The organism is Achromobacter sp. CF-sbj1-Ac2-l, assembly GCF_052698165.1.
The window spans coordinates 789,139-810,147 of the sequence record NZ_CP199855.1; the positions used below are offsets into that span (position 1 = coordinate 789,139).

The following is a 21,009-nucleotide window of genomic DNA, read 5'->3' on the forward strand; positions in this document are numbered from 1 at the left end:
GTCATGATTTCTCAAGCTTTGACCGACCTCTGGTACGGCTTCGGCGTCGCCTTCCAGCTCCACAACCTGATGTGGTCGTTCTTCGGCGTGCTGGTGGGCAACCTCATCGGCGTGCTGCCCGGCATGGGCGCGCTGTCGGCCATCTCGATCCTGCTGCCGCTGACTTACGTGATGCAGCCGGTGCCTGCCATCCTGATGCTGGCCGGCATCTTCTACGGTTCGCAGTACGGCGGCGCCATCGGCGCGATCCTGCTCAACCTGCCTTCGCACCCGCCGCACGCGGTGACGTGTCTTGACGGGTATCCATTGACCAAACAGGGCAAGGGAGGAACGGCGCTCGGCATCACGATGATCTGCTCGTTCTTCGCGGCCTCGGTCGGCATCATCGTCATGATCTTCGCCTCGCCGCTGCTGGTCGAAGTCGCCTTCAAGTTCGGCCCGACCGAGATTTTCTCGATCATGCTGCTGGGCCTGCTGGCCGGCGCCACCATGTCGCGCGGTTCGCCGCTCAAGGGCGTGGCCATGACGCTGTTCGGCCTGATGTGCGGCGTGGTCGGCACCGACGTGAACACCGGCACCATCCGCTTCTCGTTCGGCCTGCTCGACCTGTCCGACGGCCTGGAACTGGTGGCGATCTCGATGGGCCTGTTCGGCGTGGCCGACTTCCTGATGAGCGTCAACCGCATGACCATCATCGGCAGCGGCGCCAAGCTGCGCCTGCGCGACATGCGTCCCAGCAAGCAGGAACTGAAGACGGCCTTCTGGCCGATGGTGCGCGGCACCGCCGTCGGCACGCTGTTCGGCGCCATGCCCGGCACCGGCCCGACCATCACCACCTTCGTGGCCTACGCGCTGGAACGCAAGATCTCCAAGACGCCCGAGAAGTTCGGCACCGGCATGATCGCCGGCGTGGCCTCGCCCGAAGCCTCGTCGCACTCGAAGACGCAGGTCGACTTCATCCCCACGATGAGCCTGGGCATCCCCGGCGACGCGGTGATGGCGCTGATCCTGGGCGCGCTGCTGATCCAGGGCATCCAGCCCGGCCCGCAACTGATCACCGAGCATCCGGACATCTTCTGGGGCCTGATCGCCAGCTTCTGGGTTGGCAACGTGCTGCTCATGGTGCTCAACGTGCCGCTGATCGGCGTCTGGGTCAAGCTGCTGCAGGTGCCTTACCGCTACCTGTTCCCGTCGGCGCTGTTCTTCATCGCGGTGGGCGTGTTCAGCACCCAGAACAGCCTCTTCCAGATCTGGGAAGTGCTGGCTTTTGGCGTGATCGGCGCCGTCCTGATGACGCTGGAATTCTCGGTCGCGCCGATCCTGCTCGGCTTCGTGCTGGGGCCCATGGTCGAAGAGAACTTCCGCCGCGCCTTGCTGTTGTCGCGCGGTGACCTGGCGGTGTTCATCGAACGTCCGATCAGCGCCTGGTTCATCGGCGCCAGCGCGCTGCTCATCCTGCTGCAGGTGTGGGCCTTCCTGCGCCGCGGCAAGAACAAGAACAAGCCGCAGGTCACCCAGGCCGCCTGACCGGCTCCGCGTTCCGCGTGTCAGACACGGCCCGGCGTTCACGCCGGGCCGTTTGATTTGTGCGCCATCTTCCCCCATGCTTGCGATTTCCCGAGCCTGTCCGGATCTACGCCATGCATATCCTTTTCGCCTGCCCCCTGCACGACCCCGACGTCTGGGTCCCGCGCCTGCAAGCCGCCATGCCCGGCTGTCGCATTTCCGTCTGGAATCCCGATGGCCCGCCCTCCGGCGCCGAGGTCGCCCTGGTGTGGAAGCCGCCGGCGGAACTGTTCCGGCACGAGACCCGCATCGAGACGCTGTTCAATCTGGGCGCGGGCGTGGATGCCTTGCTCAAGATGAAGGAAATCCCGCCGCACGTGCGCATCGTCCGCCTCGAGGACGCGGGCATGTCGGTGCAGATGGCCGAATATGCGCTGTACGCGCTGCTGCGCGTGTCGCGCGACTTTCAGGCCTTTGACGAGTCGCAGGCGCGCCAGCACTGGGATACCCGCGAAGGCACGCGCCAGGCCGACTGGCCGGTGGGCGTGCTGGGCCTGGGCCAGGTGGGCGCGCGCGTGGCGCAGACGCTGGCCGAGTTCGGTTATCCGGTGGCGGGCTGGTCGCGCACGCCGCGCGAGATCCCCGGCGTGGAGTCCTTCTCCGGGCAGGACGCGTTGCCGGCCTTCCTGGCGCGCACCCGCTTCCTGGTGAACGTGCTGCCTCTCACGCCCGACACCCGTGGCATCCTCAACCGCGACACGCTTGGCCAACTGCTGCCCGAGGCGCACCTGGTCAACGTCGGCCGTGGTGAACACCTGGTCGAGGACGACCTGGTGCGGATGCTGGAAGAGGGCGAGATCGCCGGCGCGACGCTCGACGTGTTCCATACCGAGCCGCTGCCCAAGGACCATCCGTTCTGGCGCGATCCGCGCGTGCATGTCACGCCGCACATCGCCGCCCGCACGCTGCGCGACGAAAGCATCGAGCAGATTGCCGGCAAGGTCGCCCGGCTGATGCGCGGCGAGCCCATCACCGGCGTGGTCGAGCGCGAGCGCGGCTACTGAGCGGCAGGCGCCGTGGCGCCTTGCTTCTCCAGGCGCTGGTAGGTGGGGGGCAGGCGCTGCGACAGGAAATCCAGCAGGGTGCGCACCGCCGGCATCATGCCGCGCCGGGACGGATAGATGCAGTGGACGATGCCTTCCGGCGACTGCCACTGCGGCAGGACCGGCACCAGTTGGCCGCGCCGCAGTTCCTCCTGGGTCGCGATCGACGGCAGCAGCGCGATGCCGCGGCCGCGCACGGCGGCCTCCACCAGCACGATGAAGTCGTTGCACGACAACTGCGGCTTGAGTTCGATATGCACCTCTTCGCCCTTGTCGTTGCGCAGCGGCCAACGCACCTCATTCTGCGGATCGCTGAAGCTCAACGTCGTGTGCGAGGCCAGGTCCTGCGGGGTGTCGGGCGCACCGTGGCGCTGCAGGTAGCCGGGGCTGGCCACCAGCGTGCCGCGCGCGGTGCCCAGGTGGCGTACCACCAGTTCGGCATCGGTATCGAGCTTGGTCCTCACGCGCAAGGCCAGGTCCACGCCTTCGCGGATCAGGTCGACCCGGCGGTTGGTCACCAGCAGTTGTACCGAGATTGCCGGCCAGGCATCGAGGAATTCCGGCAGCAGCGGCGCCAGCACGTCTTGCGCGATCGACACCGGGCAACTGACCACCACCGGCCCCGCGGGCTGGGACTGCAACTGGCGCATGGCATCGTCGGCCGCGCGGGCCGAGGCGGCCATCTCCCGGCAGTAATGCAGGTAGCGCTCGCCGGCTGCGGTCAGGCGCAGGCGTCGGGTGGTGCGCTGCAAAAGCCTTACCCCCAGGCTTTCCTCCAGGTGCGAAATGCGGCGCGACAGGCGCGATTTGGGGATATCCAGCGCCCGCGCGGCGGCGCTGAAACCGCCCTGCTCGACGACTTGAGAAAAGTAGTAGAGGTCGTTTAGGTCTTGCATGATTGTTCTATACCTGGAACGAATAGTTCATCATACATGGGTTTATGTGAATAATTAAGCGATCTACAGTGACGTCATGCATTCAGGACGCGCGCTTTTCGCGGTCCGCACTGGAGATCACGTTATGAAAACCCTTGTCATCCTGTCCTCGATTCTGGGCGAGCGCTCGCACAGCAAGCAATTGGCCGACCATATGGTTGCCCGCGTCAAGCAGGCCGATCCGGCCGCCGTCGTCACCGTGCGCGATATCGGCGCCGAGCCGCTGCCCTATTTCGACGGCGCGACCGCCGGCGCCCTGTTCACGCCGGCCGACGCCCGCAGCGTCGAGCAGCAGCGCATCGTCGAACGCAGCGACGCGCTGGTGGCCGAGCTGATGCAGGCGGACCGCATCGTGTTCGCCGTGCCGGTCTACAACTTCAACCTGCCGGCGCAGTTCAAGACCTACCTGGACCATGTCGCCCGTGCCGGCGTCACGTTCCGTTATACGCCGGAAGGCGTTCCCGAGGGCTTGGTGAAGGGTAAGCAGGTGTTCGTGCTGACGGCGCGTGGCGGCAAGGCCGAAGGCACGCCCAACGACACCATGACGCCGTACCTGCGGCAGATGCTGGGCTTCCTGGGCATGAACGAGGTCACGTTCATCGCCGCCGAAGGCATGGCGATGGGCGAAGTCGCGGCGCTCGAAGGCGTGGCGCTGGCGCGCCAGCGCATCGACGCCCTCGACCTGGCCCCGGCGCGAGGCGCACTGCAGGCGGCTTGATGCAATGAAAAAAAAGCGGCCCCGCGGGGCCGCTTTTTTTCACGTCGATGACCCGTCCTGAATTTGGTTGACACCTTTTTGAGAGAAAAAAGGAGAGTCAATTGGAATCAAGGATCAAGCGAACCCAGCGGGATTACAGCCTGGCTTTTAAACTGTCGGTGGTCGAGCAGGTGGAAAAAGGCGAGCTGACGTACAAAGAGGCGCAGCGTCGCTACGGGATCCAAGGCCGGTCGACGGTGCTGGTGTGGCTGCGCAAGCATGGTCGCCCGGGCTGGAGTGGCTGGAGCTTGCCGACGGTCAGAGGAGTGGATATGGATCGTCAGGGCAAGGGACTCACGCCCGAGCAGCGGATCAAGGAGCTGGAGGTTCAGCTCAAGGAGGCGCGCGAGAAGGCGCAGTTGTTCGAGGCCGTGGTCAACGTGCTGGAGAAAGACTACGGGGTGCGCGTCGTAAAAAAGCCTTCGGGCAAGTCCTCACGCAAAAGCTCGTCCAAGGGTTGAGCGTGGCAAGGGCTTGCCGCTACATGGGGCACAGCCGCCAGGCCTATTACAAGGGCAGGCACAGGGAGCGAGAGCGCCAGCAGCAGGCTTGCCAGGTGGTGTCGATGGTGACGGCGTTGCGGGTCCGGCAACCGAAGTTGGGTACGCGTAAGCTACATCACGTGCTGCGCCAGCCGCTGCGCGAGGCGGGGATCAAGGCCGGGCGCGATGCGCTGTTCGACATCCTGCGCAGCGCCCGGATGCTGGTCAGACCGCGCCGGGCGTATCACAAGACCACGGACAGCCATCACCGCTTCCGGCGCCACCCGAACCTGCTCAAGGCGGGTCAAGGCCAGGTGGTGGCGACCGGCCCCGAGCAGGTCTGGGTGGCGGACATCACCTACCTGCCGACCGACCAGCGGTGCACCTACTTGAGCCTGGTGACCGATGCCTACTCGCGCAAGATCGTGGGCTACCACGTGGCCGAGAATCTGCAGACCGAAGGGGTGCGCCGCGCGCTGGAGATGGCGTTGCGCTCGCGGCGCTCGAGTCAGCCGTTGGTGCACCACTCGGATCGAGGCATCCAGTACTGCTCGACGTACTACCAGCGCCTGCACGCCCGCCATGGCATCCGTTGCTCGATGACCGACGGCTACGACTGCTACCAGAATGCCTTGGCCGAGCGGGTCAACGGCATCCTGAAGGGAGAGCTGTTGCTCCAAAGACCCGCTGATCTGGCCCAAGCCAGGCTCATGGTCAGGCAGTCTGTCCAGATCTACAACACCGAGCGCCCACATCTGTCCCTACAATGCAAAACACCCGATGAAGTTCATCGGGTGCTCAGTCCGTAATCGCTACGGATACCGTCCCGTAGGTGTCAACCTAGGGCAGGACGGGTCACGAGCGGGAGGTCAATCGCGCAGGCGCTTGATCAGGCTGGACGTATCCCAGCGGCCGCCGCCCATTTTCTGCACATCGCCGTAGAACTGGTCCACCAGCGCCGTCAGCGGCAGCCGGGCGCCGTTGTGGCGCGCCTCGGCCAGCACCAGGCCGAGATCCTTGCGCATCCAGTCGACCGCGAAGCCGAAGTCGAACTTGTCGTCGACCATGGTGCCGCCACGGTTCTCCATCTGCCAGCTTTGCGCGGCGCCCTTGCTGATGACATCCAGCACCAGTTTCATGTCCAGGTCGGCGGCCTGGCCGAACGCCACGGCTTCCGACAGACCTTGCACGATGCCGGCGATACAGATCTGGTTGACCATCTTGGCCAGTTGTCCGGCTCCCGGGGGGCCCACGCGCGTCACCGCGCGGCCGAACGCCTGCGCCACGGGCTTGATGGCATCGAACACCGCCTGTTCGCCGCCGCACATGACCGTCAGCACGCCGTTGACGGCGCCGGCCTGGCCGCCGGACACTGGCGCATCGATGAAATTCAGGCCCAGGTCCTTGGCTTGCGCGTACAGCTCGCGCGCCACGTCCGCCGAGGCGGTGGTGTGGTCCACGAACACCGCGCCCGGCGCCATGCCGGCGAATGCGCCATCCGGCCCGAGGGTGACGCTGCGCAGGTCGTCGTCATTGCCGACGCAGGCAAACACGATCTGCGCGCCCGCCACGGCTTCGCGCGGCGTCATCGCGCTGTGGCCGCCGAATTCGCTGGCCCAGGCCTGCGCCTTGGACGGCGTGCGGTTGTAGACGGTGACGTCGTGCCCGGCGCGGGCCAGATGGCCGGCCATGGGCAGGCCCATCACGCCCAATCCGAGGAATGCGACTTTCTGGGCCACGACTGCGTCGTAGCTCTTGGTACCGATCGATGCCATGCAGGGAACTCCGCGTTGGAAAGGAAAACCTGAGGCAGTAACCTTAACGCAATCAAAAGCCGGCGGCGAGTCCGTCGCGACGGCTGTCGCTGGCGCTGACGTAGCCATCCACTGCCGGGTCGCCCAGGCGCCAGATGAACTGGCCGGAACCGAAATCCATGTACGGGTCATCGATGCCTTCGAGCACGTGGCCGCGGGCGCGCAGGCCTTGCGCCACGGCGGCGGACATCGAGGACTCCACATCCACCGCCAGCCCCTGGTTCCATTTCCAGCGCGGCGCGTCGCAAGCGGCCTGCGGCTGCTGGCCGTAGTCGAGCATGCGCACCAGCGTCTGTACCTGGCCTTGCGGCTGCATGTTGCCGCCCATCACGCCGAAGCTCATGACCGGCGCGCCGTCGCGCATCAGGAAGCCCGGGATGATGGTGTGGAAGGGGCGCTTGCCACCCGCCACCGCGTTGGGGTGGTCGGCTTCGGTGCTGAAGCAATGGCCACGGTTCTGCAGGCTGACGCCGGTGCCCGGCACCACCACGCCCGAACCGAACCCCATGTAGTTCGATTGGATGAAGCTGACCATCATGCCGCTGCGGTCGGCGGCGGTCAGGTAGACCGTGCCGCCCTGCGGCGCATGACCGCAGGCGAATGCCTGGGCGACATTCGGATCGATCAGCCGCGCGCGTTCGGCCAGGTAGTCGGCGCGCAGCATCCGTTCGGGCGTCACGCGCATGTGGCGCGCGTCCGCGACGTGCGCATAGACATCGGCGAACGCCAGCTTCATGGCCTCGAGCAACAGATGCTGGGTGTCGGGATGATCGATCGGCCGCGCCGCCAGATCGAAGTTCTGCAGGATCCCGAGCGCGATGAGGGCGGCGATGCCCTGGCCGTTGGGCGGAATCTGGTGCAGCGTATGGCCGCGATACGCTTGGCTGACGGGCGTCACCCATTCCGGCGCGTAGTCGCGCAGGTCGGCCAGCGTCATGGCGGCCTCGTGGGCCTGCGCATGGGCCACCAGCTTGTGGGCCGTTTCGCCTTCGTAGAAATCACGGCCGCCGCTGGCGGCGATGCGCTTGAGCGTCGCCGCGGCGCCTTTCAGCGTGAAGTGCTCGCCGATGTGCGGCGCCCGGCCCCGCGGCAGGAAGTGTTCGGCGAAACCGGGTTGCGGCTGCAGCACGTCGGCTTGTGCGGCCCACTTCTGGTGCACCATGGGGCTGACGGCGAAGCCGCGCTCGGCATAGTCGATAGCGGGCGCCAGCACGTCGGCGAACGACACGCGGCCCAGTTTTTCATGCAGCGCGGCCCAGCCGGCCACGCAGCCCGGCACCGTGACGCTGTCCCAACCGCGGGTCGGGATCATGCCCTGATGCCGGCGGCGGAAATAGTCGGGACTCCAGGCTGCCGGCGCCGGGCCCGAGGCGTTCAGGCCATGCAGCTTGGAGCCGTCCCAGACGATGGCGAAGCAATCCGATCCCAGGCCATTGCTGACGGGTTCGGTCAGCGTCAGCGTCGCGGCCGCGGCGATGGCCGCATCCACCGCGTTGCCGCCGCCGGCCAATACGCGCAGCCCGGCCTGCGCCGCCAGCGGCTGCGAAGTGGCCACGATGTTGCGGGCGAAGACCGGCGTGCGCGTTGTGGGATAGGGGTTGTTCCAGTCGAAATTCATCTCGAATCATCGCGTGGGGGTAAACCCGTAGCTTAACGTAGATGCCGGCGTTTGCATCCACACTCTGTATTGCGTTGTAGCAACTGGTTTCTGGTAACGCGTACGGTTGGCGCCGGTGCAACCGCGAATCCAAATAAAAACCCCCGGCAAGCCGGGGGTTCGGGTGGGGAGCGAAACCGCCGCGCAACGCGGCGGCGCCGTCCTCAATCTTCTTCGACGAAGGTCTCTTCGCGCTTCTTGCGGATCGCCGGCAGGGCCACCAGGATCACCAGGAACACCGCCACGGCCAGCAGCGAGGCCGACAGCGGACGCGTCACGAAGGTGCTGAAGTCGCCGCGCGACAGCAGCAGGGCGCGTCGGAAGTTCTCTTCCATCATGGGGCCGAGCACCAGGCCCAGCAGCAGCGGCGCGCCTTCGCACTTCAGCTTCGACCAGACATAGCCCACGATACCGAACATGGCCGTCGTGAAGATGTCGAACGAGTTGTAGTTGAGCGAGTACACACCGATGGTGCAGAACACCAAGATCGCGGGGAACAGGATGCGGTAGGGCACCTTGAGCAGCTTGACCCACAGGCCGATCAGCGGCAGGTTCAGCACCACCAGCATCAGGTTGCCGATCCACATCGAGGCGATCAGGCCCCAGAACAGCTCGGGGTGGCTCGTCATCACTTGCGGGCCGGGCTGGATGTTGTGGATCGTCATCGCGCCGACCATCAGCGCCATCACGGCGTTGCCCGGGATACCCAGGGTCAGCAGCGGGATGAACGAGGTCTGCGCGGCCGCGTTGTTGGCCGATTCCGGGCCCGCCAGGCCGGCCGGATGGCCCTTGCCGAAGCGTTCCGGATTCTTCGAGATCTTCTTTTCCAGCGTGTACGACGCGAACGACGACAGCACCGCGCCGCCGCCCGGCAGGATGCCCAGGGCCGAACCCAGGGCCGTGCCACGCAGCACGGCGGGCGCGGATTCCTTGAATTCCTGCTTGTTCGGGTACAGGGTGCCGATCTTGTCGGTGATGTCGACGCGGTTTTCCTTCTGCTCGAGGTTGGTCATGATTTCGGCGAAGCCGAACACGCCCATGGCCACGATGGCGAAGTCGATGCCGTCCTGCAGTTCCGGCACGCCGAAGTCGAAGCGGGCCACGCCCGAGTTGACGTCGGTGCCGACCATGCCCAGCAGCAGACCCAGGATGATCATCGCGATCGCCTTGGGCAGCGAGCCCGAGGCCAGCACCACGGCGCCGACCAGGCCCAGGCACATCAGCGAGAAGTACTCGGCGGGGCCGAACTTGAAGGCGACTTCAGCCAGCGGGGGCGCGAAGGCGGCCAGCAGCAGCGTGGCCACGCAACCGGCGAAGAACGAACCCAGGGCGGCGATGGCCAGCGCGGCGCCAGCACGGCCGTTGCGGGCCATCTGGTGACCGTCCAGCACGGTCACCACCGCGGACGTTTCCCCTGGCAATGCCACCAGGATGGCCGTGGTCGAACCACCGTACTGGGCGCCGTAATAGATACCCGCCAGCATGATCAGGCCGGCCACCGGCGGCAGCACGTACGTGATCGGCAGCAGCATCGCAATGGTCGGGACCGGGCCGATGCCCGGCAGCACGCCGATCAGCGTACCCAGGACGCAGCCCAGCAGCGCGTACAACAGGTTCTCGGGCGTGAACGCCACCGAGAAACCCAACATCAGGTTGTCAAACAATTCCATGACCGGTTGCTCCTCAGTTCATGCCCAGAAACGACGGCCACAGCGGGAAAATCAGCCCCAGCCCCTTGACGAACGCCAGATACGAGAACACCACCAGGAAGATGCCGTTGGCGACGGCGACCTTGAGGCTGAACTCGTGGCTGGCCAGGCTGCTGAGTACCACCAGCAGGAACACCGAGATATAGATGCCCAGCAGTTTCAGGACCAGGCCATAGACGACCACGGATCCGACCACGAGGAACACGATGCGCCAGTCGAACTTGTCGACGTGGGTTTCCTGGGCCTTCTTCGACATCGAGCCAAGCAGCACGATGGCACCCAGCAATGCGAGAACAATGCCCAGCCAGAAAGGAAAATACCCGGGGCCCATCCGGGCGGCAGTACCCATTTGGTAGCTGCTGGCTTGCCAGGCGAATCCCAGTCCAAGGGCGATGAACATCACCCCCGACCAGAAGTCCTGTCGATTGCGTAGCTGCATGATTGGTTGGCTCCTGTTTACAGCATGTAGATAAAAAGAGGTTTGTGGTCCGCCGCACTGGCAGAAAGCCATGTGACAGGCACAAAAAAGGCACGACTCGGTGCCCGGTGTTCTTCTGAAAGCTTCGGCGCGGCTTCTTGAAAGGGCGAATGGTAATGGACGCCCGCAACGATGCAAACCCTGTAAGCTAGGTGAAAGCCTGGGGTTTTCCCTAAAATTGGGGAACTCCCGATCCCCAGATGTAACGGGGCGGGCAGATTGAGGGTTGTTTGAAAGCTAAGTGAAAGTTGATAGAAAGAAATGCGAAAGCGGGGCCGCTTGATCTGCCGCTTGCCGGGCGCGAGGGACTTTTCTAGTTGTGCCTGATCGGGTATGTTGCCCGCCGCCGGCAATGCCGCCTGCATTTCCTACTGAATATTGCCGTGTTTCTCACCTTGCGTGAAGCGGCCCGATTCCCCACTGGATGGTTTACGATAGCGCCCATGCTGCAAGACCTAGACCAACTCGCCGCCCGTATTGGGCAACTGGTGCAACGCACCCGGCAACTGCATGCCGAGCGTGACGCATTGCGTATGCGCCTGAATGAAACCGAAGCCGAGCAGCGTGTGCTCAAGCAGCGCGCCGCCGAGCGTGAGGCCGACATCGCCGTGCTGCAGGGCAAGCTGCAAGACAACGACGGCGCCGTCACCGCGATGCTGGAGCAGGCGCAGAAGGCCGAAGTGGCCCTGCGCGAACAGCTCGCTCGCGAAACCGCCGAGCGCCAGTCGCTCGAGGCGCGCTTCGCGGCCCGGGAAACCGAAATGCAGGGCACCCTGCAGAGCCGCGACACCGAACTACAGCGCCTGCGTGTGGCCGCCGCCGCGGCCCGCGAGCGCATCGACGCCGTCCTGGCCCGTCTGCCGGGTGCGCCGTCCGGAGAGCAACACTGATGGAACGCGTAGACGTAACAATCCTCGGGCGTGATTATTCGCTGGCGTGTTCGGCCGAGGAAAAGCCCACGCTGTTGGCCGCCGTGCGCCACGTCGACCAGCTCATGCTGCGCATCCAGGGCACCGGCAAGGTCTCCAGCAACGAACGCATTGCCGTCATGGCTGCGCTGCAGGTCGCTGGCGAGCTGCTCGCCATGAAAGCGCCGGATGGTCCGCTGGGTGGTTTGGCGGTCGGCGACTTCAAGCGTAGAATCGAGGACATGAACGCAGTCCTGGACGACGCGCTGTCAGGGCAAGAAAAGCTGCTCTGACGTTCATAAGCGGTTTTCACCCAGTTTTTTCAAGTTTTTCAGTTTGTCCCTGCCGTGTCCGTGACCTGGCCATACATTCTCTGAACCTATGTCTTATGGCATATTGGTTGCGGGAGTGCAGAGCTGGAGCGATTGTCTCTCGTAGACGAACCCGACGCTCTTCGGAACGCGACCACCTTGAACCTCAGGGTTCGAGATGCCGGCCTTGACGGCACAGGCGGGGCATCTATCCCAGCGGACCTGCCATAAGCGCAGGTCCGCGCCGGGCACCTCCCCCATCGTCCTCCCTCATAGGACCAGTCCATGTTGAAATCCCCCGTTTTTTCGCTGACCAAACTTGGCGCGGCGTGTGCGGCCGTGGCCGCTCTGTCGATGGCGCAACCCGTCTTCGCACAGAACCCGGCGCCGACGTCCGCCGCTGCGGAGTCCGCCGCCAACCGGTCGCCGGAACTGACCCTGCAGGCCACTGCGTCGTCCGAGGTCAAGCAGGACACGGTGCGCATCTCGCTGTCGGCCGAGACCGAAGCGGCGGACCAACCCACCGCCGGCAAGAAGCTGACCGAAATGCTGGACGACGTGGCCAAGCGCGCGCGTGACACCAAGGGCGTCGACGTGCGCACCGGCAGCTTCAACGTCTGGCCCAATTCCACCAGCAGCAGCAAGGGCAAGACCAGCACGACCTGGCGCGGCCAGGGCGAGATCATTCTCGAATCGAAGGATTTTGCGGCGGCCGCCGCGCTGGCCTCGAAGCTGTCCGACAAGACAGCCATTTCCAACATCAGCTTCTCGCTGTCGCGCGAAGTGCGCGAGGCCGAGGAGCGCAAGCTGCTCAAGGAGGCCGCGCAGGCCTTCAAGGATCGCGCGCTGGCCGCGGCCAACGCCTTCGGCTTCTCGGGCTACCGCCTGAGCAAGCTCGAACTCGGCGGCGCCGGCGGTGTCACGCCGATGCCGCGCATGATGGGCGCCATGGCCAAGGACGCCTCCGGCGGCGCCGGCTATAGCGCGGACGTCCCCCTGGAAGCAGGGGACGTCACGGTCAGCATTTCGGTCAACGGGACGATCGTTTTGCAGTAAGCACGAACATGATGGCGCCCAGGGCGACCATCGGCAGGGACAGCCACTGTCCCATGCTCAACCCACCCGCGAGCAGGCCCAGGAAGTTGTCCGGCTCGCGGGTGAATTCCACCAGGAAACGGAACGTTCCGTAGCCCATCAGGAATACCGCGCTCACCTGGCCCAGGGGGCGCGGCTTGCTCGAAAACCACCACATCAGCGCGAACAGCACGATGCCTTCCAGCCCCAGTTCATACAGTTGGGACGGATGGCGCGCGATGCCGTCGCCGCTGCTCGGGAACACCATCGCCCACGGCACGTCGGTGGGGCGGCCCCACAACTCGCCATTGATGAAATTGCCCAGTCGGCCAAAGCCCAGCCCCAGCGGGATCAGCGGCGCGATGAAATCGCTGACGGCGAAGAAGGGCAGGCCCTTCTTGCGGGCGAACAGCAGCATCACCAGGATCACGCCGATCAACCCGCCGTGGAAAGACATGCCGCCTTCCCACAGGTAGGCCACTTCCAGCGGATGCGCCAGGTAATAGCTCGGCTTGTAGAACAGCACATAGCCCAGCCGCCCGCCCAGCACCACGCCCAGCACGCTGTAGAAGATCAGGTCCTCCAGGTCGCGCACGTTCAGGGAGGTGGTATGGCCGCGCGTGATGCGGCGCCGGCCCAGCACGTATACCAGCGCGAAGCCCACCAGGTACATCAGCCCGTACCAATGGATGGACAGGGGCCCGATCTGCAGGGCAACGGGGTCGAATTTTGGATATTGCAGCATGTTCCGCCCGACACAATGAAGTTGAATGATAATAACCGGCGAGCCCCGCGGTAGATCGGCATGCAAGCCCAGGCATGTCGGTGTATCCCGAGACTCGCCCGCGAGCGAGCTGGCTACCCACCCGGGCGCGATCGCCATGTCCGCGTCCTGACGGCCGACAGGAGACAACAGACCATGTCGCACAACGAACGTTCCCGCCACATCACGCACGGCGTCGCCCGCGCGCCCAACCGCGCCATGTATTACGCGCTGGGCTACCAGGAAGCCGACTTCGACAATCCCATGATCGGCGTGGCCAATGGCCATTCGACCATCACGCCGTGCAACAGCGGCCTGCAGCGCCTGGCCGATGCCGCCATCGAGGCCATCCGCGGCGCCAAGGCCAATCCGCAGGTGTTCGGCACGCCCACCATTTCCGATGGCATGTCCATGGGCACCGAGGGCATGAAGTACTCCCTGGTGTCGCGCGAAGTCATCGCCGACTGTATCGAGACCGCCGCGCAGGGCCAGTGGATGGACGGCGTGGTGGTCATCGGCGGCTGCGACAAGAACATGCCGGGCGGCATGATCGCCCTGGCGCGCATGAACGTGCCGGGCATCTACGTCTATGGCGGCACCATCAAGCCGGGCCGCTATCAGGGCAAGGACCTGACCATCGTCTCGGTGTTCGAAGCGGTCGGCGAATACACCATGGGGCGCATGGACGAGGCCGACTTCAAGCAGATCGAGAAATGCGCCATCCCCGGCTCGGGTTCCTGTGGCGGCATGTACACCGCCAACACCATGAGCTCTGCCTTCGAAGCCATGGGCATGAGCCTGCCGTATTCCAGCACCATGGCCAACGAGGACGAAGAGAAAGTCGTCTCGGCGGCCGAGTCCGCCCGGGTATTGGTCGAGGCCGTCCGCCGCGGCCTGCGTCCGCGCGACATCATCACGCGCGAGTCCATCGAGAACGCCGTTTCCGTCATCATGGCAACGGGCGGCTCGACCAATGCCGTGCTGCATTTCCTGGCCATCGCCCACGCCGCCGATGTGCCCTGGACCATCGACGACTTCGAACGCATCCGCCAGCGCGTGCCAGTGCTGTGCGATCTCAAGCCGTCCGGCAAATACGTGGCGACCGACCTGCATCGCGCCGGCGGCATTCCGCAGGTCATGAAGCTGCTGCTCAACGCCGGCCTGCTGCACGGCGACTGCATCACCATCACCGGCCAGACCGTGGCGCAATCGCTGGCCGACGTGCCCGATACGCCGCGCGCCGATCAGGACGTGATCATGCCGCTGGACCGCGCCCTCTATCCCCAGGGCCACCTGGCCATCCTCAAGGGCAACCTGTCGCCGGAAGGCTGCGTGGCCAAGATCACCGGCCTGAAGAACCCGGTCATCACCGGACCGGCGCGGGTCTTCGATTCCGAGGATGACGCCATGGCCGCCATCATGGCGCGCCAGATCCGTGACGGCGACGTGGTGGTGATCCGCTACGAAGGGCCGAAGGGCGGACCCGGCATGCGTGAAATGCTGGCGCCGACTTCCGCGCTGGTGGGGCAGGGCCTGGGAGAAACCGTCGGCCTCATCACCGACGGCCGCTTTTCGGGAGGCACGTGGGGCATGGTGGTGGGCCACGTGGCACCCGAGGCCTTCGTCGGCGGCCCGATCGCGCTGATCCGCGAGGGCGATTCGGTTACCATCGATGCCCACAAGCTGCTGTTGCAGCTCAATATCAGCGACGAAGAAATGGCGGCTCGTCGCCAGGCCTGGGTCCAGCCCAAGCCGCGTTATACACGCGGTGTGCTTGCCAAGTTCGGCAAGCTCGCCAGCACCGCGAGCCGTGGGGCGGTAACCGATGCATTTGATACGTAGTCTGTTGGCGGTCGCCGCCGGCCTGCTGGCCGCCGGCGCGGCCCAGGGGCAAACCACCGGCCTGGATCTGGCCAAGAGCAAGGCCTGCATGGCCTGTCACCAGGTCGACGTCAAGCGCGTCGGACCGCCGCTGGCCAGCGTGGCCGAGCGCTACGCCGGGCAGGGAGATGCCATGGTGGATTACCTGGCGGGCAAGATCCGCGGAGGCGGCCGCGGCGCCTGGGGCGCCGTGCCGATGCCGGCGCAAACCCACGTCAGCCAGGAAGACGCCCGCCTGCTGGCCGAATGGATCCTGACGCTGGCGCCAGCCAAGAAGTAGTCGTATCGTCTCTGGAAAGTTTCAGGAAAGGAATCGTCATGGCTGAACAACCCTCCCCGGGCAATGAAGTCGCCGTTCTGGGCGGCGGCTGTTTCTGGTGCGTCGAGGCGGTCTTCACCGACCTGCGCGGCGTCAAGAGCGTGCTGCCCGGCTACAGCGGCGGACACGTCGACAACCCCAGCTACGAGCAGGTCTGCGGCAAGGACACCGGCCACATCGAAGTGGCGCGCGTCGAATTCGATCCCGCCGAGCTGTCGTACAGCGACCTGCTGCGCGTCTTCTTCGCCACCCACGACCCGACCACTCCGGGGCGCCAGGGCAACGACATCGGCCCGCAGTACGAATCGGCCATCTTCTGGCAGAACGACACCCAGCGCGAGCAGGCCGAGGCCGTCATCGCGGAGGTCGAGGCGCAGAAGGTCTACGACGCGCCCATTGTGACCAAGCTGCTGGCGCCCGCGCGCTTCTGGCAGGCCGAGGACTATCACCGCGATTATTTCGCGCTGCATCCCGAGCAGGGCTATTGCCAGTTCGTGATCGCGCCCAAGGTCGCCAAGTTCCGCAAGCAGTTCCAGGATCGCCTGAAAAAATAAGGCAGGCGAAAAAAAACCTCGCGCAAGGCGAGGTTTCAAGGCCGGCGCCAGGTACGTGGGTGCCGGCGCTGGCGGGGGAAGCGGTCAGTCGACGGCTTTCACCACGCCGCGGCGCATCTGGTCCAGCTCGATGGACTCGAACAGCGCCTTGAAATTGCCTTCGCCGAAACCGTCGTTGCCCTTGCGCTGGATGATCTCGAAGAAGATCGGGCCGATCTGGTTCTCGGTGAAGATCTGCAGCAGCAGGCCGCCGTCGGGGGCGCCGTCCAGCAGGATGCGGTTCTTCTGCAGGCGCGCCACGTCCTCGCCATGGTTGGGCAGGCGGCGATCCAGCAGCTCGTAGTAGGTTTCCGGCGTATCCAGGAACACCACGCCGTTGGCGCGCAGCGCCTCGATCGTGCCGTAGATGTCCTCGGTGGCCATGGCGATGTGCTGGATGCCTTCGCCGCGGTACAGGTCCAGGTATTCCTGGATCTGGCCTTTCTCCTCGGTGCCTTCCTCGTTGATGGGAATGCGGATGTTGCCGCACGGCGAGGTCATGGCCTTGGACTTCACGCCCGTCACCTTGCCCTCGATGTCGAAGTAGCGCACCTCGCGGAAGTTGAACAGGCGCTCGTAGAACTCCGACCACTCGGCCATGCGGCCCTTGTGCACGTTGTGCGTCAGGTGGTCCACCAGCGTCAGCCCGGCGCCGCGGTGGTTCAGGTCGGCCTGCGCGTTCTGCGGATCCACCGGCACGAAGTCGACGTCATAGATGCTGATGTCGCCGATGCCGCCATGGCCTTCCTTGCCGTTCCAGCGGTCCACCAGGTAGATCAGCGAATCGCCGATGCCCTTGATGGCGGGGATGTTCAGTTCCATCGGACCGCTGTGTGAGTCGAAACCCCACGCGCCCAGTTCCAGCGCGCGCTTGTACGCCGCGGCCGCGTCCTGCACGCGAAAGCCGATCGCACAGATCGACGGGCCGTGCAGGCGGGCGAAGCGCTGCGCGAAGGAATCGGGTTCGGCGTTGATCAGGAAATTCACGCCGCCCTGGCGGTACAGCGTCACGTCCTTGTGGCGGTGCTTGGCGATTGCCTTGAAGCCCAGCAGTTCGAACACCTTGCGCAACGCGGCGGGGTCCGGCGCGGCATATTCGATGAATTCGAACCCGGCGGTGCCCATCGGGTTGTCCCAGGGTTGGAAAGCGCTGCTCATGAGTCTGCTCCCTTGAGTCGTTATAGAGGCGACTTGTCGTTCAAGTCTAGGATGAAGATTGTAGGGAGGAAAGGCAGGCAGACAATTGCAAACATGTCGCGAAAGGGGCAAGGTTGAGCAATAATATTGCCCAGGATAAAAAATATGGGGCTGAAAATGTCTGACATGGAGCTGGATAGGACAGATATAAGGATCCTGGCCGAATTGCAACGGGATGGTCGCCTGAGCAACCAGGAGCTGGCCGATCGTGTCTCGCTGTCCCCAAGTCCCTGCCTGCGGCGGGTGCGGCGGCTGGAAGAGAAGGGCTTCATCAAGAAGTACGTGGCGCTGATCGACGCCGAGAAGGTCGGACTGGGCCTGCTGGCCTACGTCAACATCCGCCTGAACAAGCACAGCGGCTCCAGCCACGCACCCATGAGCGATTTCGCCCGCGACGTTCAGCTCTGGCCGGAAGTGGTCGAGTGCTACGCCATGTCTGGCGACATGGACTACCTGCTGCGCATCCAGGTCGCGGACCTCGCGCACTTCTCCAAGTTCGCCATGGACACCCTGATGCGCCATCCGGCGGTGGTCGACATGCGCTCGTTCTTCGCGCTGCAGCAGATCAAGGAAACGACAGAGTTGCGGCTGTAGCGGAGCGGGATGCATCCGTTCGTGTCTATCAGGCCTTCTATATCGGCCCCTCCATATAGGATGTCTATATATAGAGAGACCAGAGCGCGTGGCCGTGGGCGGATGTTCCCCGCCCACGGCGCCTCCTTATATAGGCCGCGATCAGGCGAAACCCTCGGCCAGGTCCACTGCGCCTGGGCGTAGGGGCGAAATCGGACATGGCCCTATGGAGAACCGAGACGCCTCTATATAGAGTGGAGATGTATATCCACCTCGGCGCGCTACAGGGGTGCCGTCAGCCGCGGGGTGCTTCGCGCAGGGCTCGGGCCTGGTGATACGCATTCCATGTAGAGCAGATGGCGCAGAACGGATGGCTTTCCCATGGCAAATGCGGGGTGCGTCCCCGGAAATCATCATCTTTCTGCAAAACGAGTGTCATGCCGGCGTGACAAGCCAAATTTCTGTGCTATAGTCTCGCTCCTTCGCAGTTCACGCAGTCTTGTGAGCCGCGAAGCCAGGCAAGTGCAACGGATTCGGCGCTATGGCGACGAATCTGCCGCAGGGCAGCAAGGCGGTGAGTCAGCGATGATTCTCTCGAACCGGCGGTCAGCGAATTTTGCGTAAGTCGGTGCAAATCAGGCAGAAGCCAGTTGCACGATCTGCAAAAATTGTGCTATAGTCTTGGGCTTGGCTGGTGACGGCGAATCAGGGTTTACCCGATAGGGTGGTCTGAACAACGTTGCAAGCCGACTGGGCGGTAACCAACCTCTGGAGCGATCCGGAGCTGCTGCGAAGTGAAGCGATTCACAGAACGGCGGGGTTGCAGGATAGGGTGCAAATTAGGCAAAAGCCGGTTGCATAATCTGCAAAAGTTGTGTTATAGTTTCAGGCTTGGCAGTTACCGAAAACTTAGGGTTAACCCTGATATTTCGATAGCTGCTAAAGAGAAAGCCGGGTGCAGGCCTGGTGAGACCTGAAGGGGTCGTAGGCAAGACAGCGAAGTGAAGCAAGCAACGCTGACTTGACAAACGATAAAAACTTCTTCATAATCTCGTTTCTCTGCTGCTGACACAGCGATCGACGCGAAAGCAAAATCGCCGAAGAAAGCAGAAGATGCAGTAAGTAGTTTGGTAGTACAGAATTTAGCAGTACCGCTCTTTAACAATTAAACAACCGATAAGTGTGGGCGCTTGATGCGAGTGCGCAGTGACTGGTTTTAAAACCCGTCACAAGCACAATGAAATCAAGTGCTCACTAGAAGTGAAGTACCTTAGATGTCAAGTCTAAGCACATACCTCACTTCCTTTGAGTAGCGACGTATGACTCGGTTCTTCGGAACTAAGAAATACGAAACAAATACAGAGATTAAACTGAAGAGTTTGATCCTGGCTCAGATTGAACGCTAGCGGGATGCCTTACACATGCAAGTCGAACGGCAGCACGGACTTCGGTCTGGTGGCGAGTGGCGAACGGGTGAGTAATGTATCGGAACGTGCCCAGTAGCGGGGGATAACTACGCGAAAGCGTAGCTAATACCGCATACGCCCTACGGGGGAAAGCAGGGGATCGCAAGACCTTGCACTATTGGAGCGGCCGATATCGGATTAGCTAGTTGGTGGGGTAACGGCTCACCAAGGCGACGATCCGTAGCTGGTTTGAGAGGACGACCAGCCACACTGGGACTGAGACACGGCCCAGACTCCTACGGGAGGCAGCAGTGGGGAATTTTGGACAATGGGGGAAACCCTGATCCAGCCATCCCGCGTGTGCGATGAAGGCCTTCGGGTTGTAAAGCACTTTTGGCAGGAAAGAAACGTCGCGGGTTAATACCCCGCGAAACTGACGGTACCTGCAGAATAAGCACCGGCTAACTACGTGCCAGCAGCCGCGGTAATACGTAGGGTGCAAGCGTTAATCGGAATTACTGGGCGTAAAGCGTGCGCAGGCGGTTCGGAAAGAAAGATGTGAAATCCCAGAGCTTAACTTTGGAACTGCATTTTTAACTACCGGGCTAGAGTGTGTCAGAGGGAGGTGGAATTCCGCGTGTAGCAGTGAAATGCGTAGATATGCGGAGGAACACCGATGGCGAAGGCAGCCTCCTGGGATAACACTGACGCTCATGCACGAAAGCGTGGGGAGCAAACAGGATTAGATACCCTGGTAGTCCACGCCCTAAACGATGTCAACTAGCTGTTGGGGCCTTCGGGCCTTGGTAGCGCAGCTAACGCGTGAAGTTGACCGCCTGGGGAGTACGGTCGCAAGATTAAAACTCAAAGGAATTGACGGGGACCCGCACAAGCGGTGGATGATGTGGATTAATTCGATGCAACGCGAAAAACCTTACCTACCCTTGACATGTCTGGAATGCCGAAGAGATTTGGTAGTGCTCGCAAGAGAACCGGAACACAGGTGCTGCATGGCTGTCGTCAGCTCGTGTCGTGAGATGTTGGGTTAAGTCCCGCAACGAGCGCAACCCTTGTCATTAGTTGCTACGAAAGGGCACTCTAATGAGACTGCCGGTGACAAACCGGAGGAAGGTGGGGATGACGTCAAGTCCTCATGGCCCTTATGGGTAGGGCTTCACACGTCATACAATGGTCGGGACAGAGGGTCGCCAACCCGCGAGGGGGAGCCAATCCCAGAAACCCGATCGTAGTCCGGATCGCAGTCTGCAACTCGACTGCGTGAAGTCGGAATCGCTAGTAATCGCGGATCAGCATGTCGCGGTGAATACGTTCCCGGGTCTTGTACACACCGCCCGTCACACCATGGGAGTGGGTTTTACCAGAAGTAGTTAGCCTAACCGCAAGGGGGGCGATTACCACGGTAGGATTCATGACTGGGGTGAAGTCGTAACAAGGTAGCCGTATCGGAAGGTGCGGCTGGATCACCTCCTTTCAGAGCTTAGTGCTCGTGTTAAGCGTCCACTCTTATCGGTTGTTTGATATA

Annotated in this window: 19 protein-coding genes, 1 rRNA gene and 1 other RNA gene; 13 read left to right on the forward strand and 8 right to left on the reverse strand. The window is 63.4% G+C overall.

Annotated features, from left to right (window positions below; all coding sequences use genetic code 11):
- Window positions 1-3 precede the first annotated feature (3 nt).
- Together ACUDCK_RS03705 and ACUDCK_RS03710 are read left to right on the forward strand one after the other, a co-directional pair.
- Entirely contained in the window at window positions 4-1,527 is a 1,524-nt protein-coding gene (locus ACUDCK_RS03705; RefSeq protein ID WP_054503529.1) for a tripartite tricarboxylate transporter permease, read from the forward strand.
- Window positions 1,528-1,640: 113 nt separating this feature from the next.
- Window positions 1,641-2,570 carry a 2-hydroxyacid dehydrogenase gene (locus ACUDCK_RS03710; RefSeq protein WP_054503530.1) on the forward strand — a complete coding sequence of 310 codons (930 nt, stop codon included), beginning with the start codon at window positions 1,641-1,643 and terminating at the stop codon, window positions 2,568-2,570.
- Here ACUDCK_RS03710 and ACUDCK_RS03715 read toward each other — a convergent pair.
- Entirely contained in the window at window positions 2,564-3,505 is a 942-nt protein-coding gene (locus ACUDCK_RS03715; protein ID WP_054503531.1) for a LysR family transcriptional regulator, read from the reverse strand. The genes ACUDCK_RS03710 and ACUDCK_RS03715 overlap by 7 nt on opposite strands.
- A gap of 124 nt (window positions 3,506-3,629) precedes the next feature.
- On the opposite strand from ACUDCK_RS03715, the gene ACUDCK_RS03720 reads away from it, so the two are divergent.
- On the forward strand, window positions 3,630-4,262 hold the full coding sequence (locus ACUDCK_RS03720; protein ID WP_054503532.1) for an FMN-dependent NADH-azoreductase: 633 nt from the start codon (window positions 3,630-3,632) through the stop codon (window positions 4,260-4,262).
- A 101-nt stretch (window positions 4,263-4,363) separates the two neighbouring features.
- Window positions 4,364-5,592 (forward strand): IS3 family transposase gene (locus ACUDCK_RS03725; protein WP_197487112.1). Its coding sequence is split into 2 segments (ribosomal slippage): window positions 4,364-4,711 and window positions 4,714-5,592, totalling 1,227 coding nucleotides; the frame shifts between segments, so codons are not numbered across the junction.
- A gap of 60 nt (window positions 5,593-5,652) precedes the next feature.
- Here the strand turns inward: ACUDCK_RS03725 and ACUDCK_RS03730 are convergent.
- From ACUDCK_RS03730 to ACUDCK_RS03750, 5 genes are all read right to left on the reverse strand, one after another.
- A complete protein-coding gene (locus ACUDCK_RS03730; RefSeq protein WP_054503533.1) occupies window positions 5,653-6,558 on the reverse strand; it encodes an NAD(P)-dependent oxidoreductase in 906 nt (301 codons plus the stop codon).
- A 52-nt stretch (window positions 6,559-6,610) separates the two neighbouring features.
- Entirely contained in the window at window positions 6,611-8,215 is a 1,605-nt protein-coding gene (locus ACUDCK_RS03735) for a gamma-glutamyltransferase family protein (RefSeq protein ID WP_175168409.1), read from the reverse strand.
- A gap of 203 nt (window positions 8,216-8,418) precedes the next feature.
- Window positions 8,419-9,924 (reverse strand): tripartite tricarboxylate transporter permease, encoded by a 1,506-nt coding sequence (locus tag ACUDCK_RS03740; RefSeq protein ID WP_054503535.1) that lies wholly within the window; start codon window positions 9,922-9,924, stop codon window positions 8,419-8,421.
- 13 nt (window positions 9,925-9,937) lie between these two features.
- Window positions 9,938-10,402, reverse strand: a complete 465-nt coding sequence (locus tag ACUDCK_RS03745; protein WP_049071356.1) for a tripartite tricarboxylate transporter TctB family protein — start codon at window positions 10,400-10,402, stop codon at window positions 9,938-9,940.
- Between the two features lie 17 nt (window positions 10,403-10,419).
- Window positions 10,420-10,806: a hypothetical protein gene (locus ACUDCK_RS03750; protein ID WP_156330784.1), complete on the reverse strand. Its 387-nt coding sequence runs from the start codon at window positions 10,804-10,806 to the stop codon at window positions 10,420-10,422.
- 78 nt (window positions 10,807-10,884) lie between these two features.
- Here ACUDCK_RS03750 and ACUDCK_RS03755 point away from each other — a divergent pair, with 78 nt between their 5' ends.
- The 4 genes from ACUDCK_RS03755 (at window position 10,885) to ACUDCK_RS03770 (ending at window position 12,716) form a co-directional block, all read left to right on the forward strand.
- Window positions 10,885-11,331: a hypothetical protein gene (locus ACUDCK_RS03755; RefSeq protein ID WP_081273659.1), complete on the forward strand. Its 447-nt coding sequence runs from the start codon at window positions 10,885-10,887 to the stop codon at window positions 11,329-11,331.
- On the forward strand, window positions 11,331-11,642 hold the full coding sequence (locus ACUDCK_RS03760) for a cell division protein ZapA (RefSeq protein ID WP_006388757.1): 312 nt from the start codon (window positions 11,331-11,333) through the stop codon (window positions 11,640-11,642). Before ACUDCK_RS03755 ends, ACUDCK_RS03760 begins: the two co-directional genes overlap by 1 nt.
- 43 nt (window positions 11,643-11,685) lie before the next feature.
- A non-coding RNA gene (gene ssrS, locus ACUDCK_RS03765) (6S RNA) lies at window positions 11,686-11,870 on the forward strand.
- A 75-nt stretch (window positions 11,871-11,945) separates the two neighbouring features.
- The gene (locus ACUDCK_RS03770; protein ID WP_054503536.1) at window positions 11,946-12,716 is read left to right on the forward strand and encodes an SIMPL domain-containing protein; all 771 of its coding nucleotides are present in this window, start codon (window positions 11,946-11,948) and stop codon (window positions 12,714-12,716) included.
- Here the strand turns inward: ACUDCK_RS03770 and lgt are convergent.
- On the reverse strand, window positions 12,691-13,479 hold the full coding sequence (lgt, locus tag ACUDCK_RS03775) for a prolipoprotein diacylglyceryl transferase (protein WP_049071361.1): 789 nt from the start codon (window positions 13,477-13,479) through the stop codon (window positions 12,691-12,693). The genes ACUDCK_RS03770 and lgt overlap by 26 nt on opposite strands.
- A 174-nt stretch (window positions 13,480-13,653) precedes the next feature.
- On the opposite strand from lgt, the gene ilvD reads away from it, so the two are divergent.
- Genes ilvD through msrA form a run of 3 tightly spaced genes read left to right on the forward strand, consistent with a single transcriptional unit; the run spans window position 13,654 to window position 16,251 of the window.
- A complete protein-coding gene (ilvD, locus tag ACUDCK_RS03780) occupies window positions 13,654-15,339 on the forward strand; it encodes a dihydroxy-acid dehydratase (protein WP_175168407.1) in 1,686 nt (561 codons plus the stop codon).
- Window positions 15,323-15,658 carry a c-type cytochrome gene (locus ACUDCK_RS03785; RefSeq protein ID WP_054503554.1) on the forward strand — a complete coding sequence of 112 codons (336 nt, stop codon included), beginning with the start codon at window positions 15,323-15,325 and terminating at the stop codon, window positions 15,656-15,658. Before ilvD ends, ACUDCK_RS03785 begins: the two co-directional genes overlap by 17 nt.
- Window positions 15,659-15,696: 38 nt before the next feature.
- On the forward strand, window positions 15,697-16,251 hold the full coding sequence (msrA, locus tag ACUDCK_RS03790; protein ID WP_054432677.1) for a peptide-methionine (S)-S-oxide reductase MsrA: 555 nt from the start codon (window positions 15,697-15,699) through the stop codon (window positions 16,249-16,251).
- Between the two features lie 84 nt (window positions 16,252-16,335).
- Here msrA and hppD read toward each other — a convergent pair whose 3' ends face one another.
- On the reverse strand, window positions 16,336-17,448 hold the full coding sequence (gene hppD / locus ACUDCK_RS03795) for a 4-hydroxyphenylpyruvate dioxygenase (protein WP_049071368.1): 1,113 nt from the start codon (window positions 17,446-17,448) through the stop codon (window positions 16,336-16,338).
- 156 nt (window positions 17,449-17,604) lie between these two features.
- Between hppD and ACUDCK_RS03800 the strand changes: the two genes are divergently transcribed.
- Together ACUDCK_RS03800 and ACUDCK_RS03805 are read left to right on the forward strand one after the other, a co-directional pair.
- Window positions 17,605-18,081, forward strand: a complete 477-nt coding sequence (locus tag ACUDCK_RS03800) for an Lrp/AsnC family transcriptional regulator (protein WP_054503555.1) — start codon at window positions 17,605-17,607, stop codon at window positions 18,079-18,081.
- A gap of 1,346 nt (window positions 18,082-19,427) precedes the next feature.
- Window positions 19,428-20,958, forward strand: a 16S ribosomal RNA gene (locus tag ACUDCK_RS03805).
- Window positions 20,959-21,009: the final 51 nt, after the last annotated feature.